Origin of the sequence: Microbacterium proteolyticum, from assembly GCF_029639405.1 — a bacterium.
Lineage (GTDB): Bacteria > Actinomycetota > Actinomycetes > Actinomycetales > Microbacteriaceae > Microbacterium.
In genome coordinates this window covers 1,226,411-1,243,122 of record NZ_CP121274.1, presented here as the reverse complement: position 1 = coordinate 1,243,122, position 16,712 = coordinate 1,226,411, and the positions used below count along the sequence as shown (strand labels likewise).

17 protein-coding genes are annotated in these 16,712 nt (G+C 71.4%); 8 read left to right on the top strand and 9 right to left on the bottom strand.

Annotated elements, in window-relative coordinates:
- Positions 1-42 precede the first annotated feature (42 nt).
- From mnhG to P8R59_RS06570, 7 genes are all read right to left on the bottom strand, one after another.
- Positions 43-417, bottom strand: coding sequence for a monovalent cation/H(+) antiporter subunit G (gene mnhG, locus P8R59_RS06600; RefSeq protein WP_077051387.1), 375 nt, complete (start codon positions 415-417; stop codon positions 43-45).
- 2 nt (positions 418-419) lie between these two features.
- Entirely contained in the window at positions 420-686 is a 267-nt protein-coding gene (locus tag P8R59_RS06595; RefSeq protein ID WP_077051008.1) for a monovalent cation/H+ antiporter complex subunit F, read from the bottom strand.
- On the bottom strand, positions 683-1,297 hold the full coding sequence (locus P8R59_RS06590) for a Na+/H+ antiporter subunit E (protein ID WP_278103249.1): 615 nt from the start codon (positions 1,295-1,297) through the stop codon (positions 683-685). Before P8R59_RS06590 ends, P8R59_RS06595 begins: the two co-directional genes overlap by 4 nt.
- Positions 1,294-2,850 carry a Na+/H+ antiporter subunit D gene (locus tag P8R59_RS06585; protein WP_278103248.1) on the bottom strand — a complete coding sequence of 519 codons (1,557 nt, stop codon included), beginning with the start codon at positions 2,848-2,850 and terminating at the stop codon, positions 1,294-1,296. Before P8R59_RS06585 ends, P8R59_RS06590 begins: the two co-directional genes overlap by 4 nt.
- Positions 2,847-3,461, bottom strand: a complete 615-nt coding sequence (locus P8R59_RS06580) for a Na(+)/H(+) antiporter subunit C (protein ID WP_278103247.1) — start codon at positions 3,459-3,461, stop codon at positions 2,847-2,849. Before P8R59_RS06580 ends, P8R59_RS06585 begins: the two co-directional genes overlap by 4 nt.
- The gene (locus tag P8R59_RS06575) at positions 3,458-6,391 is read right to left on the bottom strand and encodes a Na+/H+ antiporter subunit A (protein WP_278103246.1); all 2,934 of its coding nucleotides are present in this window, start codon (positions 6,389-6,391) and stop codon (positions 3,458-3,460) included. The genes P8R59_RS06580 and P8R59_RS06575 overlap by 4 nt, the downstream gene beginning before the upstream one ends.
- Before the next feature lie 95 nt (positions 6,392-6,486).
- Positions 6,487-7,536 carry a LacI family DNA-binding transcriptional regulator gene (locus tag P8R59_RS06570; protein WP_278103245.1) on the bottom strand — a complete coding sequence of 350 codons (1,050 nt, stop codon included), beginning with the start codon at positions 7,534-7,536 and terminating at the stop codon, positions 6,487-6,489.
- A 77-nt stretch (positions 7,537-7,613) separates the two neighbouring features.
- On the opposite strand from P8R59_RS06570, the gene P8R59_RS06565 reads away from it, so the two are divergent.
- The 5 genes from P8R59_RS06565 to P8R59_RS06545 all read left to right on the top strand — a co-directional run bounded on the left by P8R59_RS06565 (position 7,614) and on the right by P8R59_RS06545 (position 13,696).
- A complete protein-coding gene (locus tag P8R59_RS06565) occupies positions 7,614-8,855 on the top strand; it encodes an MFS transporter (protein WP_278103244.1) in 1,242 nt (413 codons plus the stop codon).
- 9 nt (positions 8,856-8,864) lie between these two features.
- Positions 8,865-9,560: an endonuclease NucS gene (gene nucS / locus P8R59_RS06560; protein WP_077051015.1), complete on the top strand. Its 696-nt coding sequence runs from the start codon at positions 8,865-8,867 to the stop codon at positions 9,558-9,560.
- 147 nt (positions 9,561-9,707) lie between these two features.
- Entirely contained in the window at positions 9,708-10,409 is a 702-nt protein-coding gene (locus P8R59_RS06555; protein WP_278103243.1) for an HAD hydrolase-like protein, read from the top strand.
- Entirely contained in the window at positions 10,402-11,604 is a 1,203-nt protein-coding gene (locus P8R59_RS06550; protein WP_278103242.1) for a hypothetical protein, read from the top strand. Before P8R59_RS06555 ends, P8R59_RS06550 begins: the two co-directional genes overlap by 8 nt.
- A 28-nt stretch (positions 11,605-11,632) precedes the next feature.
- Positions 11,633-13,696 carry a bifunctional lysylphosphatidylglycerol flippase/synthetase MprF gene (locus tag P8R59_RS06545; RefSeq protein ID WP_278103241.1) on the top strand — a complete coding sequence of 688 codons (2,064 nt, stop codon included), beginning with the start codon at positions 11,633-11,635 and terminating at the stop codon, positions 13,694-13,696.
- 8 nt (positions 13,697-13,704) lie between these two features.
- On the opposite strand, the gene P8R59_RS06540 is transcribed toward P8R59_RS06545, so the two are convergent.
- Positions 13,705-13,911, bottom strand: coding sequence for a cold-shock protein (locus tag P8R59_RS06540; RefSeq protein WP_076492588.1), 207 nt, complete (start codon positions 13,909-13,911; stop codon positions 13,705-13,707).
- Between the two features lie 318 nt (positions 13,912-14,229).
- Here P8R59_RS06540 and P8R59_RS06535 point away from each other — a divergent pair, with 318 nt between their 5' ends.
- Both P8R59_RS06535 and P8R59_RS06530 read left to right on the top strand, forming a co-directional pair.
- Complete coding sequence (locus tag P8R59_RS06535; RefSeq protein ID WP_278103240.1) at positions 14,230-14,847, top strand: GntR family transcriptional regulator; 618 nt, start codon at positions 14,230-14,232, stop codon at positions 14,845-14,847.
- A 60-nt stretch (positions 14,848-14,907) separates the two neighbouring features.
- Complete coding sequence (locus P8R59_RS06530; RefSeq protein WP_278103239.1) at positions 14,908-15,336, top strand: hypothetical protein; 429 nt, start codon at positions 14,908-14,910, stop codon at positions 15,334-15,336.
- A gap of 10 nt (positions 15,337-15,346) precedes the next feature.
- Here the strand turns inward: P8R59_RS06530 and P8R59_RS06525 are convergent, their stop codons facing one another.
- The gene (locus P8R59_RS06525) at positions 15,347-16,351 is read right to left on the bottom strand and encodes an endonuclease/exonuclease/phosphatase family protein (protein WP_278103238.1); all 1,005 of its coding nucleotides are present in this window, start codon (positions 16,349-16,351) and stop codon (positions 15,347-15,349) included.
- 76 nt (positions 16,352-16,427) lie between these two features.
- On the opposite strand from P8R59_RS06525, the gene P8R59_RS06520 reads away from it, so the two are divergent.
- Positions 16,428-16,709 (top strand): metal-sensitive transcriptional regulator, encoded by a 282-nt coding sequence (locus P8R59_RS06520; protein ID WP_076493623.1) that lies wholly within the window; start codon positions 16,428-16,430, stop codon positions 16,707-16,709.
- Positions 16,710-16,712: the final 3 nt, after the last annotated feature.

The window sequence follows — 16,712 nt, the reverse complement described above, 5'->3', positions numbered from 1 at the left end:
CCACCGCGCAGCCGCGGTGCCCTGCCGACCCCGGCGCCGCGCTCAGCTCTCGGGACGCGAGGGTGCGGCGATCGAGCCGCCCTCCTCGGTGCGGTGCTGCAGGTCGTCGACGTAGAGGCCCTGCTCGTCCATCGTGCGGTTGCGGTACGCGGCGCGGCCGACCATGTGCGCGGCGAGGGGCGCCGTGGCGAACTGGATGAGGACGATCGGGATGCCGAAGGCCAGCGCCTCCCACGTGCGCACCGACAGCACGACCGCCGTGACGACGAGCAGCACGCCGAGCACCTGCGGCTTGGTCGCCGCGTGCAGGCGCGAGGGGACGTCGGGCCACCTCAGCAACCCGATGGTCGCCGTGAGACACAGCACCGCACCGATCAGCACGAGCACGAGCGCGACGACGTCGAGGACCGACTCCAGGGTCACCGGGGGTTCTCCTTCCGTGCGACGAATCGCGCGACGGCGATCGACCCGAAGACGCCGACCGCGGCGATGATGAGCATCGCCGGCAGTGACCGGGTGTGGTGGTTGATGACCATGTCGGCGCCGAGGATGCACACCACCTCGGTGAGCAGGACGTCGGCGGCGACCGCGCGGTCGAGGATCGACGGGCCGACGACGAGCCGGATCAGCGCCAGCACCGCGGCGACGGCGAAGACGATCAGGATGACGACGACGAGTGCGGTCATAGCGGGGTCCGTCCGTCACGGGGCGTCTCGGCACCGAGGTGGGCGTGGTCGTCGGCCGCGGCGATCTGGCGCCGGAGGTCGGCGAGCTGCGCGCGAGACCCCACGGCGCGCGTGATCCGCGCTTCCCAGCCGAGCACGACGCGGCGCTGGTGCTCGGCATCCTCATCGCTGCGCACCCCGATGGTGTGGAGGAACAGCGTGCGTCCCTCGCGGTCGACGTCGACGATGAGCGAACCGGGGATGAGGGATGCCGTGACCGCCGTGTGCGCCATGATCACGTCGTCGTCGACCCGGAGCGGGACGGCGATGATCGCGGCGCCGGGCGGACGCCGGAAGTCCAGGACCTGCCAGGCCACCACGAGCGAGCCGCGCACGACGGCGGCGAAGAACGTCACGACGAAGACCAGGCCGTACCAGAGGTTCAACCGCCCGGACAGGTCGACCGGGGGCAGCCGGAACACGCGGGTCACGAAGATCGCCGCACCGACTCCGGTCAGGAAGGCGAGCCAGGTGAACTGGCCCCACAGCAGCATCCACAGGGCGACGAGGACGAGGAAGAAGGGCAGCTGGTGCAGGAAGAAGCCGACCTGGGAACGACGCGAGGGGCTCACTGCTCCGCCTCCTGGTCCTGCAGCTGCACGAGCGTGATGCCGTCGGTGATGCGCTCGCCCGCGCGCAGGCAGACGTCGAGAAGGGGGCCGGCGAAGACGGTCAGCGCGACGGTCACGGCCACCATGCCGGCGGTCGCGGCGGTCATGATGCGGGGGATCGTGCGGCGCTCGGTCGAGATGGCCGCGGCCGGGGCGTTGCCGAGGTAGGCGATCCGTTCGAGCGTCTCGGTGGAGTCGTTCTCCTCGCGCCAGAACGACAGGTTCCACGCGCGCATCAGGGCGTAGAGCGTGAGGATCGAGGTCGCGATACCGCCGACGATCAGCACCATCATCACGGGCGTGCCCACCTGGGCGGCGGCGTCGAACAGCGCGTACTTGCCGATGAATCCCGAGAACGGCGGGAGTCCGCCCAGGTTGACCGCCGGGATGAAGTACAGCACCGCCAGCACCGGCGCCGCTCGCATGAGGCCCTTGACCTTGAGGATCGACGTGCTGCCCGCGCGGCGTTCGATGAGGCCCACGGCGAGGAACAGCGTCGTCTGCACGATGATGTGGTGGACGATGTAGTAGATCGTCGCGCCCACCGCGAGCGGGGTGTTGATCGCCAGCCCGAAGATCATGTAGCCGATGTGACTGACCAGCGTGAACGACAGGATGCGCTTGAGCTCGGCCTGCGCGACGGCTCCCAGGATGCCGACGATCATCGTTGCGAGCGCGACCATCATCAGCAGGAAGTTCAGGTCGTTGTCGACGAACAGCTGCGTCTCGGTGCGGATGATCGCGTAGACGCCGACCTTGGTCAGCAGGCCCGCGAACACCGCCGTGACGGGGGCGGGGGCGGTCGGGTAGGAGTCGGGCAGCCAGAACGACAGCGGGAAGACGGCCGCCTTGATCGCGAACGCGAGCAGCAGCATGAGGTGGAGGATCGTCTGCACGTCCTGCGGGAGCTGGGCCATCCGCTCGCTGATCTGCACCATGTTGACCGTGCCGAGCGCGCCGTAGACCATCGCGATCGCGGCGAGGAACAGGATCGACGACACCAGCGACACGACGATGTAGACGACGCCGGTGCGGATGCGCGACTCGGTGCTGCCGAGCGTGATCAGCACGTACGACGCGACGAGCAGGATCTCGAAGCCGACGTAGAGGTTGAACAGGTCGCCGGCGATGAAGGCGTTGAAGATGCCCGCGCCCAGGATCAGGTAGGCCGGGTAGAAGATCGAGACGGGGGTGTCCTCGTCGTTGTCGGCGGCCCCCTGCCCGATCGAGAAGAGCAGGACCGCGAGCAGCACGATCGACGTGACCACCACGAGGAGTGCCGCGAGCACGTCGACGTACAGGACGATGCCGAGCGGGATCTGCCACCCCGCGATGGCCACCGCGATCGGGCCGTTCGTGTCGACGGCGACCAGCAGGATCGCGCCGAGGACGAGCACGGTCGCGAGCGACAGGACCGACACGACGATCTGCGTCTTCTTGCGCCGCCCGAAGACGAGGTTGATCGCGGCACCGAAGAGGGGGATGCCGACGAGCAGGGGGACCAGGGCGCTCACGGGCGATCACCGTCTTCCGGGTCGCGGGTGTCGTCGTCGGAGGAAGCGGAGCCCTCCGGGCGACGGGTGTCGCCCTGCGGCCGGTCGCGGCCCACCGCCACACGGTCCACCGGGGCGTCGTCGATCAGCTGCGAGAGGTCGCCCTGGTGCAGCACCCGGATCGGCGACACCGCGTCGCCGACGAAGTCGGTGGTGACGTCCTCGTCGTCCGAGCGGGACTCCTCGTCCATGGCATCCTCGGGCTCGGATGCCGTCCGCGCGCGGATGGCGATGTCCTCGGCGTCGTCGACGACGGTGTCGGCCTGACCCAGCTGCCAGGAACGGTAGATCAGAGCCAGGAGGAAGGCCGAGATGCCGAAGGTGATGACGATCGCCGTGAGCGCGAGGGCCTGCGGGAGCGCGTCGGACATGTCGGCGGAATCCGTGGTGCCGCCGTCGTAGAAGGGCGCGATCTTGGGCTGGCCCATGACGATCAGCAGCAGGAGGTTCGCGGCGTTGCCCAGCAGCAGGAAGCCGATGAGCACGCGCGTGAGGCTGCGCTCGAGCATCGCGTACACGCCGCACGCGAAGAGCACCGCCATGACGACGATCAGGACGAACGAGACGCTCACGGCACCGTCACCGCCTCGGTGTCGGCGGCGTCCTTGGACTGCCGGTCGACCTCGGCGCCGAGGCTGCGGAGCACGTCGAGCACGAGGCCGATCACGACCAGGTAGACGCCGATGTCGAAGATCGTGCTGGTGACGAACTCCCAGTGCCCGATGAGGGGCAGCTCGCCCTCGAACGTGAAGCTCTGCAGCGGCGCGAAGCCGAAGAACAGCGGCACGATCGCGCACAGGACCGCCAGGGCCATACCGGCTCCGAGCAGGCGTCCGGCGTCGGTGGGAGCGGCTGCGCCGAGCTCCCAGCGGCCGCCGGCGATGTAGCGCATCACGAGCCCCATGCCCGCGACGAGCCCGCCGGCGAAGCCGCCGCCGGGGAGGTTGTGACCGGCGAAGAGCAGATAGATCGAGATGAGCATGATCGCGTGGAAGAGCACGCGGATGATGATCTCCATCAGGATGGAGCGGTTCTCGGGCTGCACCTTCGCGCCCGACACCAGCCAGGCGCGGGGGGCGTCGGTTTCGCCCGCGCGTTGCGCGCGCACGCCGTTGTCGGTCTCGACCAGCGGCCGGCGACGCCCGAGGCCTACGCGGCTGCGCGCGGTTCCCGAGCGTCGGCGCGACAGGTTGTCGCTGCGGTCGGTGATGAAGACGAGGGATGCCACGCCTGTGGCCGCGAGGATGAGCACCGACAGCTCGCCCATCGTGTCCCACCCGCGCAGGTCGACCAGGGCGACGTTGACGACGTTGCGCCCGTGGCCGATCTCGTATGCGAGCGCGGGCCACTCGAGGGAGATCGGGGCGTCCTGCCGCGCGCCGGTGGCGACGACGGCGACGAGCGCCATCGTGAGTCCGACGCCGACGCCGAGCGCCGCGCGCGCGAGGGGCGCGACCGAGGCGTTGTGCTCCCCCATCCGGGCGGGCAGGCGCCGCAGGACCAGCGCGAACACCACGAGCGTGATGGTCTCGATCAGCACCTGCGTCAGGGCGAGGTCGGGGGCGCCGCTCGTGGCGAAGAGCACCACCATGCCGAGACCGGTGACAGACACCAGCGCGACACCCGTGAACCGCTTCGGGGCGCGGACCGCGAGGATCCCGGCCGCGATCATGACGGGCGCGGCCAGGAGCTGCGCGGGCGACTGCCAGGCGTCGAGCTGTGCGCGCCACTCATCGGATGCCACGAGCGCGGTGCCCTCGGCCACGACGAGCACGACGAAGATCGTGCCGACGTAGAACGGCAGCGATCCGCGCTGGAATCGCGCGGTCGTCCACTCGGACGAGCGGTCGATGCCGCGCAGGGCCAGGTTGTAGACGTCGTTCGCGGTGAACGGCAGCAGGCGCTTGCGCTTGTGCAGTTGCGTGCGGCGGACGAGCCAGAAGATGCCCGCGCCGAGCGCGAGGGTGCCGAGCGAGACGAACAGCGCGGGCTCGAGACCGTGCCAGAGAGCGAGGTGGTAGACGTGATCGGGCGCGGGGACGCCGGGCGTCGCCTCGGGCACGGTGTCGGCGTAGGGCGCGAGCCACCCGTCGACCAGCGGTGCGAGGAAGCCGAGCGCGAGCGACGCCGTCGCCAGCAGCACGGGCGAGGCGAGGAACCCGATCGGCGGGTCGGGCCATTCGGTGCGCTCGACCGCGCGCTTGGTCCAGAACGCCCCCCACAGGAACCGGATGCCGTACGCCGCCGTCAGCGCGGAGCCGGCGACGACGCCCACGAGTGCGACGACCCCCCAGCCGGCCCCCTCCGTCGCTTCGTGCAGGAGAGCTGTCAGCGCGGTCTCCTTCGCGACGAAGCCGAGTGTCGGGATGACGCCCGCCATCGACGCGATGGAGAGGAAGGCCGCGGTGGCCATGACGGGCGCCTGGCGCCCGAGACCGGAGAGCTCCCCGATGTCACGGGTGGAGAGCTGACGGTCGATGACGCCGACGATGAGGAAGAGGCACGACTTGAACAGCGCGTGGCTGAGCAGCAGAGCGACGCCGGCGAGGGCGGCATCCCGGGTTCCGTACCCGAGCATGATCGTCAGGAAGCCGAGCTGGCTCACCGTGCCGAACGCCAGGATGCGCTTGAGGTCGCGTTCGCGCAGCGCTTGGAAGCCGCCGAGCAGCATCGTGAAGACACCGAGCGCGATGAGCGTCGGACGCCAGAGCGGGGTGTCGGCGAACCCGGGCGCCAGGCGCGCGATCAGGTAGATGCCCGCCTTCACCATCGCGGCGGCGTGCAGGTAGGCGCTGACCGGCGTCGGCGCCGCCATGGCGCCGGGCAGCCAGAAGTGGAACGGGAAGATCGCGGACTTGCTGAGCGCGCCGACGAGCAGGAGGAGCACCGCGACATCGACGACCGGGCCGACCGGCGGTGCGGCGAGGATCGTCGACAGGCTCGTCGTGCCGGACTGCACGACGATGAGGACGACGCCGATCAGCATCACGAGGCCGCCGAGCGTGGTGACCAGTAGTGCCTGCAGGGCCGCACGGCGGCTCGCGGCACGGCCGTGGTAGTAGCCGATGAGCAGGTACGACAGCACGCTCGTGATCTCCCACAGCATGATCAGCACGACGATGTCGTCGGTGAGCACGAGTCCGTACATCGCCCCCGCGAAGGCGAGCAGCACCGCGGAGAACTGACCCACGCCCTGCGTCTTCCCGCGGAAGTACCAGCGGCAGTAGAGCATGACGAGCGCGCCGACCCCGGTGACCACGAGGGTCAGGAGCCAGCCGAGCACGTCCATCCGCATCGACAGCGAGACGCCGAGACCGGGGATCCAGTTGTATTCCTCGAAGGGAATGCCGCCGGACAGCACCGTGGGCGCGAGCACGATCGCGTGCGCGAACGCCAGGGCGGGGAGGACCGCCGCGACGTAGAAGGCGCGGGCGCCGATCTTCGCCACGAGGAACGGCAGAAGGATCGGGACGAGGGCGAAGGCGCCGAGGAATGCCAGCACGGGAAGGCCTCCTCGGGGTCGACGGGCGGATGCCCGGGCTCTCGGGGTGTCGGATCTATTCTACCCGGAGCATTCGTCGTCCCGCGCGGCGGACCTCACGTGCTACGGGGCGGGGCCGTCGTCGTCCCCGCGCGGAAGGTGCAGGTGAGGTCGAGGCCCGCGGGCGTCGCGTCCTCGAGCATCGCCGCCACGGCCTCGCCCGCCGCGCGTCCTTTCGCCGTGGCCGGCTGCACGAGGGTCGTCAGGACGTGGGGCGCGAGCCCGTCGACGACGACGCCGTCGAAGCCCGTCACGCTCACGTCGCGCGGTACCTGGAGTCCCGCCTCCTCGGCGGCACGGACGACACCGGCCGCCAGCAGATCGCTCTGCGCGATGACGGCGGTGGGTCGGCGCGCGGGGTCGGCGAAGATCGTGCGGCCGGCGATGGCGCCCTCGTCGATCGAACTGGTGGCCGCGGCGAGCGCGGGGGCGTGCGAGAACACCTGGCGCGCACCGGCGAGGCGATCGGCGGTCACGTCGACCCGCGCTTCCGCGTCGTCGGGGATCCAGCCGCGACGCCGGTCGATGTCGATCGGCAGGGTGACGATGACGACGTCGGCGTGTCCGAGGTCGGCGAGATGCTGCGCGGCCTGGCGCTGGGCTTCGGTGTTGTCCAGCAGGACGCGCGGGATCCCTTCGCCCGCATCCCCCTCGATGACGACGACCGGGATGCCGCGGGCCCGGACGATCTCGAGCGAATCGCGCATGCGGGGGCTGCAGCCGATCAGCACGGCGGCGTCGATCGGCGCGGTGTGCAGCGACGGTTCGCTGACCGTGTGGCCGTCGTCGCGCAGGAGGAGCAGGGCCGCACCGAGCCGCGAGACGCCGTCGGCGAGACCGTCCATCATGTGCGTCGTCACGGGATCGAGGAACGCGGTGCCGAGATGCTGGTCGAAGACCACCCCGACGATGCCCGAACGCCCGCGGCGGAGCGACGCGGCGCGGGGGTCGGGACCGGTGTAGCCGAGCTTCTCGGCGGCGGCGATCACGCGCGCCCGGGTCGCCTCGGACGTCGGCGTCTTTCCGCTGAAGACGACCGATGCCGTCGAGGCGGAGACGCCCGCCTCTCGGGCGACGTCGCTGATGGTCGCGCGGCGCGTGCTCACCGCCCGATCGTACCTCGCGTGGAATCGATCCCTCGAATCGATTCGATACCGACCGGGATCCTGGCTACTGTTGCCGCATGGACTCCACGCTCACCCGTTCGCGCCTCGTGCGCTGGTACATCGCCATCTGCGCGATCTTCCTGGCGAGCGGACTGAGCATCTCGACCTGGGCCTCGCGCGTGCCGGCCATCCGCGAGGCGCTCGGCATCGAGAACTCCGGCGTCGGCCTGCTGCTGCTGGGGATGGGCGTGGCATCCATCATCGGACTCACCGTCGCGCCCGCGATCATGGCGCGGGTCGGGGCCCGACGGGGCATGCTCATCGCGCTGCTCCTCGTCGCGGTGGGCGTCGTCATCATCGGGTTCGGGTCCGACACCCTGCAACTGTTCGGCGTCGCCCTGGTCGGCCTCGCCCTGTTCGGCTTCGGCAACGGCTCGGTCGACGTGATGATGAACGTGGAGGGCGCGGCGCTCGAGAAGGCCACCGGGCGCACCGTCATGCCGCTCCTCCACGCGTTCTTCAGCTTCGGCACCGTCATCGGCGCGGGCATCGGGTTCCTGGCCGTCCGCGGCGGCATCCCGGTGGTCGCGCACTGCGTGGCGATGGGCATCGTCATCGCGGTGGTCGCCTTCGCCGCGATCGCGAACGTCCCGTCTCGCGAGATCGCGATGGACGCGCCCTCCGCCGAGGAGCGCGCGCACTGGCGCGAACGCCTCGCCGCCTCACTGTCGGCGTGGCGCGAGCCCCGCACCTACACGCTGGGCGTGATCATGCTCGGCATGGCGTTCGCCGAGGGCAGCGCGAACGACTGGCTGCCGTCCGCCGTCGTCTTCGGACACGGCGCTCCGGAGGAGGCCGGTCCCGCGGTGCTGGCGGTCTTCTCGATCGCGATGACCGCGGGGCGCCTGCTCGGCGGCCCGGTCGTCGACCGGTTCGGACGCGTCTGGGTGCTGCGGATCCTCGCCGTCACCGCCGCCGCCGGCCTGCTGCTGTTCATCGTCGCGCCGTTCGGACCGCTCGTGTACATCGGTGCCGCGCTCTGGGGCCTCGGGGCCTCGCTCGGGTTCCCGATCGGCATGTCCGCCGCCGCCGACGACCCGGCCAAGGCCGCCTCGCGCGTCGCCGCGGCCGCCACCATCGGCTACGTCGCGTTCCTCTGCGGTCCGCCGATCCTCGGCTGGATCGGCGACCACATCGGGCTGCTCAACACGCTCTTCATCGTCGTCGGCCTGATCGTGGCATCCGGACTCTTCTCCGGGGCGGCCAAGCCCCTCGTCGTCACCGAGCCCGAGGCCGAGAAGGCCGTCCGCCGCGATTAGGCTCGTCGGGTGCGTCTCGTCATCGCCCGTTGCTCCGTCGACTACACCGGTCGACTCAATGCCCACCTCCCCCTCGCCACGCGCCTGCTCGTGCACAAGGGCGATGGGTCGCTGCTCGTGCACTCCGACGGCGGGTCGTACAAGCCGCTGAACTGGATGAGCCCGCCCTGCACCCTCACAGTGGAAGCACCCGAGGAAGAGGCGGCGAGCGTCGGGGTCACCGAGCAGTGGCGCGTCACGCACAAGAAGACCGGCGATGCGCTCGTGGTGAAGATCTACGAGGTGCTGCACGACACGTCGCACGACCTCGGCATCGACCCGGGTCTCATCAAGGACGGCGTCGAGGCCGACCTCCAGCGGCTGCTCGCCGAGCAGGTCTCGGTCGTCGGCGAGGGTCTCACGCTCGTGCGGCGCGAGTATCCGACGGCCATCGGTCCCGTGGACCTGCTGCTGCGCGACGACAACGGCGGGACCGTGGCGATCGAGGTCAAGCGCCGCGGCGACATCGACGGCGTCGAGCAGCTGACCCGCTACCTCGACCTGCTCAACCGCGACCCGCTGCTCGCCCCGGTGAGCGGCGTGTTCGCCGCGCAGGAGATCAAGCCGCAAGCCCGCGTGCTCGCCACCGACCGCGGCATCCGGTGCCTGACCCTCGACTACGACGAGATGAAGGGCATCGAGTCGGGGGCTCCGCGGTTGTTCTGAGCCGGGCGCTCGCGTCGCTCGGCGTGGGGAGCGGAGGAGAAACGGGGAACGGAGGACGCGCTCCCGCTTCCGGGTCCTCCCTTCGCCGAATGTCCTCCCGTCCCCTCCCCACCGTCACAGCGACGTGCGGCCGGTAGCGTGGAGCCCATGCCCGTGCGCTCCCCCTGGTCGTGCGTCCTCTGGGACGTCGACGGAACCCTCGTCGACGCGTCCGAGGGGATCCTCCGCCGTCTCACCATCACCCTCGAGCACTTCGGGCGCAGGCCTCCCGTCCGCGGCGAGCTGTCGCACTGGATCGGTCCGCCGATGTTCGAGTCGTTCCAGGCCAACGTCGGAATGACGCCCGACGAGGCGACCGAGGCCGTCACCTTCTACCGCACCCTGAACAAGAGCGAGGGCTACACCGGGAGCGCGCAGCTCTACCCCGGCGTCGCCGACATCGTGCACGATCTCCACGCTGCCGGCGTCCCCCAGTCGACGGCCAGCTCGAAGCCCGAGGTGCAGGTCGTGGCGCTCATGGACCACTTCGGCCTCGCCCCCGACCTCGAAGCCATGGTGGGCGCGAGCCCCGACGAGCGGACGCTCAGTGCGAAGTCCGACATCGTGCGCGAGGCACTGCGGCGCCTCGAGGTGCGCGGGTACGACACCTCCCGCCCCGTGCTGATCGGCGATCGCCATCACGACGTCGAGGGCGGGGCGGATGCCGGTGTGCCGGTGATCTTCGTCCGGTGGGGCTTCAGCTGGCCGCACGAGGCCGACGGCGCCCAGGCGGCCGTCGACACCGCCGATGAACTGCGCGCGCTCCTGCTCGTACCGGACGACGACCTCGCCGCCTCCGACGGTGTCTGACATCCCCTGGGCGCTGCCCGTGACGATCGCCCTGCTCGCGGCGCTGCTCGTCGCGGGCGTGGTCGCGATCGTCGTGCGCGCCCGGCGGAGGTCGCCGCGTGCGGCCGCGGCGGCGGTGGACGCGCGATCGGCCGCGGAGGCGGCGCTCCTGCGCCTCGACGACGCGGCCACCGAACTCGACGCGGCCTTCGAAGCGGCCGACGCCCTCGGCGATGACGGGCCGACCGACCTGCGCCGCTCGCGGGCCGCGGTGCTGCGCGGACGCGACCGCGGGTTCACCGAAGTGGCGGCGCTCGCGGTGTCCTCCCGCCTCCCGGCCCAGCGCCGCACCGACGGGCTGCGTCTGCGCGACGACCTCGAACGGCGGGTCGCCGCGGCCGGCGACACCCGCGACCGCCTGACCGCGTGGACTCGCGCGCACGGCAGCGTCACCGAGCGCGTCGCCGCGGCCCGCGCCCGTCGTGCGGAGATCGCCCGCACGTCGGGAGATCCCGCACGGCTCGTCGCCGAGTCCCGCGCGCGGTTCGACGACACCGAGTGGGCGGATGCCGACCGCGCCGACCGCGAGGCACGGGCGGCGCTCGCGCGCGCGGACACGGCGCTGGATGCCGCGGATGCCGTGATCGACGATCCGGAAGCCACCGACGCGCGGGTGCTCGAGGCGTCCCTCGAGCTCCGCCGGGCCGCGCGGCTGCTGCGAGCGGTCGAGGATGCCCACCGTGCCGTGCTGCAGGCGTCCGAGAACGCCGAGGCCGAGGTCTCCGCCGCCCGGTCCGAGATCGTCGCCGCCCTCGAGCTCGCCGGCGCCCGGCCCACCGGTGTCGCCCCCGACGCCACCGATCGCCTGCGCACCGCGGAGGAGGAACTGCACGCGGCGGCCGAGGGACTCCCGCTCCGCCCGCGCGCGGCGATCGAGACGGTGGCGCGTGCGCGCGAAGTCCGCGACGACGCGATCGGCGATGCCCTGACCGCACGTCGACGTCTCGAGGCGGCGCGCGCGGCGCTGCCGGGCACGCTCGCGTGCGCCCGGGCCGCCGTCGCCGCAGCCGAGGCCTTCGCGGGCGCGCCTCCGATCGAGGAGCGGCTGCGCCTGGACGCCGCCCGGCGCGAGCTGGCCGCCGCCCGTGCGGCGCACGAGGCGGTTCAGGCGCTCTCCTCCGCCCGGGCGGCCTGGCGCGCGGTCGACGGCCGCTGACGGCCTGTCGCCCGATATCGTGGGCGGCATGGGGGAGCCTGTCACCGTCCATCGCCTCACCGCCACCGTCCGTCGCGTTCCGGCCACGGCGGCGCTGGCGCTGGTCCTGCTCGTCGTGGGTGCGGCATCCGCGGCTCTGTGGACACCGTTCGCGGCGTCGTCCCTGCATGAGACGGTGGCCTACGGGCTCCCGGCGCTCGAAGCCGGCCGCTGGTGGACTCCGGTCACGGGCACGTTCTTCCTGTCGGTGCCGTGGCTGTATGCGCCGGTGATCGTCGGGCTCATCGGGATGGGCTTCCTGGAGTTCCGCCGCGGGTCGCGGGTCGCCGCGTCCTACTTCATCGGCGGACAGCTCGGTGCCGTCCTCGGTGCGTCGCTGGTGCTGTGGCTCGCGGCGCTGCTCCCCTGGCCGTGGGCGCAGGAGCAGGCCGGGGCGCTCGACGTCGGTCCCTCTCCCGGGGTCGTCGCGTGTCTGGCGGCAGCCGTGACGCTCTTCCCGTCGCCGTGGCGCCTGCGCGCGTGGACGGTGCTGATCGCGGTCCTGTCGGTGACGTTCCTGTACTGGGGGTCGCTGAACGACCTCGAGCACCTCATCGCCGTGGGTCTCGTGCTGGTCGTCGACCGGTCGCTCCGCCCTCAGCGGGTCTCGGTCCGCGAGCAGCGTCTCATCGCGTTCGTCGTGGTGTGCGGCCTCGGCGCGATCGACATACTCACCTATCTCAGTCCGACCACGGGCCCGTTCGGAGATTCCGCCCCCGTGTCGGGATCGTGGGTCGATGTGGCCGTGAACACCGTGGTGGTGCTCCTCGTCGCGAACGGCATCCGGAGGGGGCGCCGGTGGGCGTGGGTCCTGCTGGTGGCGTACGGCATCCTGAACGCCCTCATCCTCCTGTTCGTGGCTCTGCTCGTCGTCGCGATCGGCACGGGAGTCATCCAGCAGACGGTGGATGTCGACCTCACCGTGACCCTGGCCTCCTCGGCCACCTGGACCATCGCCCTGGTGTACCTCATCCTCGTGCGTGCCGCGTTCCGTGCTCGGCCGAAGGCGACCCTCGGCGACGCGCCGGCTCCGTCGCTCGACGACGTGAAGGCCGAGCTGCGCGCCACCGGCGGCGGCACCCTGTCGTGGATGACGACGTGGGACGGCATGGCCTACGCCCGATTCGGACGCGGGATCGTCGCCTTCCAGCGCCGGTCGGGGGTCGCGCTCGTGCTCGGCGACCCGCTCGGCCCGGAGGAGGCGCGCGCGGCGACCGTCCGCGCGTTCGTCGAGCGCGCCGAGAACGCGGGTCTGGCACCGTGCTTCTTCAGCGCCGGAGAGGCCACCCGGGCCGCCGTCCCCGACGGGTGGCGGAGCATCGTCGTCGCCGATGACACCATCGTCGACCTGCCGGGCCTGAAGTTCACGGGCAAGGCGTGGGGGGCGGTGCGGACCTCGTTGAATCGCGCCGAACGCGAGGGCATGACGTTCCGCCTGTCACGTCTGGCCGATGAGACGTGGGGTGTGCGGCAGCAGCTGCGGGCCATCTCCGAGAGCTGGGTCGGCGACAAGGGGCTGCCGGAGATGGGATTCACTCTCGGCACGCTCCACGAGGCCGCCGATCCGGAGGTTCGCGTCGCGCTGGCGGTCTCACCGGCGGGCGACGTCGACGGCTTCCTGTCGTGGCTGCCCGTCTACGGTGAGGGGCGGGTGCGCGGGTGGACGCTCGATCTGATGCGCCGCCGCGACGGCGGCTTCGGCCCGGTGATGGAGTACCTGATCGGATCGTCGGCTCAGCAGTTCTCGGCCGAGGGCGCGGAGGTGCTGTCGCTGTCGGGAGCGCCCCTGGCGCACGAATATCCCCCGGATGCCGGAGCGATCGCCGACCTGCAGGAGCGCATGGCCACGATGCTCGAGCCCGTCTACGGCTTCGCCTCGCTGCACAGGTTCAAGCAGAAGTTCCATCCCCGGTACGAGACGATGCATCTGCTCTACCGGGACGAGGCCGACCTCACCCGCATCGGCGCCGCCCTCACCCGCGCCTTCCTTCCGCACGCGACGCTGCGGCAGTTCGCGGCCGCGGGCGTCGACCTTGTGCGGACCGAGCGGTAGCGCCCGGATCAGAGGGGGCGGATGTTCTCCGCCTGCAGACCCTTCGGGCCCTGCGCGACGTCGAACTCGACGCGCTGGTTCTCCTCGAGCGAGCGGTATCCGCCCGACTGGATGGCGCTGTAGTGGGCGAAGACGTCCTGACCACCCTCATCGGGCGCGATGAAGCCGAAGCCCTTCTCCGAGTTGAACCACTTGACCGTGCCCTGCGTGCTCATCGACGTGCCGTTTCCCGCTCCTGCCGGCGCCGAGCGCGCCGATCTGTGCCCACGGTAACGGCACGGACCGGGCGGGCGCATCGACCCGTGACACAAACGTTGCACGACGTCATGGAGGCGATCGGCCCTTAAGCCCATACGACGCCCGGGCTGAGCAGAAGCTCGAAGCCCGGGCGTCGACGGATCCCCCCGGATATGTCACGCGAGGCGTGACGGCGATAACTGTACCGCCGCGCGAGCCCTTCGCGCGACACGAAAGCTGGGAATTCTTCACGTATGACGATGATCTGTGATAGTCGGGCGTCATAGAATCCGCGTGTGGACGAGCGGCGCCAGCCTTCCGCCCTCGTCGACGAGGCGTACGCCGCCCTCGGCGAGGCGATCGTCGACGGACGCCTGCGGCCCGGCGACCGGCTCCGCGACGTCGAACTCGCCGCCCACATGGGCATCTCCCGGACCCCCGTGCGTGAGGCGTTGCAGCGACTCGCGGCGATCCGTCTGGTCGAGATCGCGCCCCATCGGTTCACGCGCGTGACGTCGCCGAGCGACAAGGAGATCGCGGACATGCAGGACTACGCGGTCCACATGATCGCGATGACCATGCACCTCGCCCTCCCCCGCTGCTCGGACGACGAGATCGCGGAGGGCGCCCGCCTGCTCGGCGGTCTCATGGATGCCGCCCGCGCCGACTCCTCCCCCGCGTACGTCGACGCGGGGTACGCGTTCCTCGCCCACTTCACCCGCGCCTCGCAGAACATCGTGCTGATCGAGACGTTGAAGCAGACCGCCTTCCTCCTGCGGCGGAACCTGCGCGGCTGGATGTGCGCGCACGTGGAGGGATGCGAAGAACTCTTCCTCCAACTCGCCGACCGGATCAGGGAGCGCGACACGGCACAGGCCGCGCACCTGTGGCTGCGGCTGCACGGCCTCTACTGAGCCCGCGGCGGCGAGCGCAAGGCATCCGTTCGTCCGGGGCACTCCCGCTACCGTGACGTCATGACCCGCATCGAGCTCCGCGACCTCCGTGACGACGACCGCGATGCCGCCTACGCGGCGGTGCGCGCGAGCGCGTCGACGTGGCCACGCGGGCAGGTGGACGATCGCGCGGCTTTCGACGCGTGGGTGGATGCCGACCGGGTCACGGCCCGCGCGATCGTGGACGGCGACGAGGTGGTGGGGCTCGCCGCCACGCTCGACGTCGACGGGGATCGGGAGGCCCTGCTCGCGGTGTCGCCCGACACGTCCCGCGAGTCGGCGACGGAGGCGCTGCGGCTCCTCACGCTCGCCGAGCCGGAGCGCCCGCTGTACGCGTGCGTCGCGGCAGACGACGACCCCTCGCACGACACGCTCGCCCGGTTGGGCTTCGTGGAGCACGGGCGCGACGGCGCCGACATCGTCTACGTGCTGCCGCCGACCCTGGAGTGACGCGCCGGGCTCAGCGCCGCGCGAGGATGGCGACGACCGGGCGGTGATCGCTCCCGGCGTCGTCGAAATCAGTACGCACCTCGAAGCCGCGGACGGTCCACGCCGATCCGACGAGCACGTGGTCGATCGGGGCGGCGAGCGCCGCCGGCAGTGACGTGGGCCAGGTGCCCCGGGCAGCTGCGCCCGCCTGCTGGGCGGCATCCTGGCAATCGCCGACCACTCCGCCGTCGCGTCCGAGACCCCACAGGTGGTCGAGCGTCGAGTTGAGGTCGCCGGCGAGGATGACATCGGGCCCGGTGCACTGCGCGGCGACCCAGTCGATGCCGGTGGACCACTCGTCGACGATGAGCGGCAGCGGGGGAAGCGGATGCGCGGCGATGATCGTGGGTCCGGTGCCGTCGATCGGTCGCCAGACCCCGCTCGGCGCGCCGGGGGTCGAGCCGGCCCCCGCGTCGAGGACGTACGGGCCCAGCGCGTCGGCGACCAGGAGCGACGTCGGAACCGGGCGATCGCCCGGAGCCGCCTGCACGGTCGCGGCGGTCATCTCGATACCGTCGCGACGCAGGATGCCGACGACCTCGGCCGCCGCGTCCGCGTCGGTCTCGGGCAGGCTGACGACGTCCGCCCCGCTCTCGCGGACGAGCCGCGCGATGGCCTCCGGGGGCGCGCCGCCGCCGTAGGTGTTCCATACCGCGACGGTGAGGTCGCCCTCGCCCACAGACCCACCGACACCGCGGGCGAGGAGGACCGCACCGTTGCCGAGCGCGGCCGCACCGAGGGCGATGGCGAGCCCGAGGGCGACGGCGGCCCGCCGGCGGACGAGCGCGACGATCCCCGCCACGACGGCGAGCAGCCCGAGTCCGAGAGCGAGGGGCGCCCGGAACGAGATGGCGAGCGCGACGAACTGCCACCGCTGCGCCCCGATCACCTGCGGCCAGACGGCCAGGACGGCGAAGACCGCACCGATCGCGAGCGTCACGAGGAGGGGAAGTCGGCGGCGCGCAGCGGTCGGCATCCTCACAGTGAAGCGGACCTCGGTGAATGTTCGCCGAACCGGCCCTCCACATACCCTAGGGGGGTACGGTATCCACATGCACGGATACGACGGACACAAGGACGACCTGCAGAAACGGCTGCGCCGCGTCGAGGGGCAGGTGCGCGGCATCGCGCGGATGGTCGACGAAGACAAGTACTGCATCGACATCCTCACGCAGGTGTCCGCCGCGACGAAGGCGCTCGAGACCGTCGCGCTGTCACTCCTGTCGGATCACCTCAGCCACTGCGTCGCCGAGGCCAGCGCGGAGGGCGGCCAGGTCGCCGCCGAGAAGATCCGCGAAGCCAACGACGCCATCGCCCGGCTCGTCCGGTCCTGATCA

Bases quoted from the DNA above. Each gene is read 5' to 3' on its own strand.
- P8R59_RS06595 (WP_077051008.1), bottom strand. From the start codon at position 686: ATGACCGCACTCGTCGTCGTCATCCTGATCGTCTTCGCCGTCGCCGCG.
- P8R59_RS06565 (WP_278103244.1), top strand. From the start codon at position 7,614: ATGGACTCCACGCTCACCCGTTCGCGCCTCGTGCGCTGGTACATCGCC.
- P8R59_RS06555 (WP_278103243.1), top strand. From the start codon at position 9,708: ATGCCCGTGCGCTCCCCCTGGTCGTGCGTCCTCTGGGACGTCGACGGA.
- P8R59_RS06545 (WP_278103241.1), top strand. From the start codon at position 11,633: ATGGGGGAGCCTGTCACCGTCCATCGCCTCACCGCCACCGTCCGTCGC.
- P8R59_RS06540 (WP_076492588.1), bottom strand. From the start codon at position 13,911: ATGAGCACGCAGGGCACGGTCAAGTGGTTCAACTCGGAGAAGGGCTTC.
- P8R59_RS06530 (WP_278103239.1), top strand. From the start codon at position 14,908: ATGACCCGCATCGAGCTCCGCGACCTCCGTGACGACGACCGCGATGCC.
- P8R59_RS06525 (WP_278103238.1), bottom strand. From the start codon at position 16,351: ATGCCGACCGCTGCGCGCCGCCGACTTCCCCTCCTCGTGACGCTCGCG.
- P8R59_RS06520 (WP_076493623.1), top strand. From the start codon at position 16,428: ATGCACGGATACGACGGACACAAGGACGACCTGCAGAAACGGCTGCGC.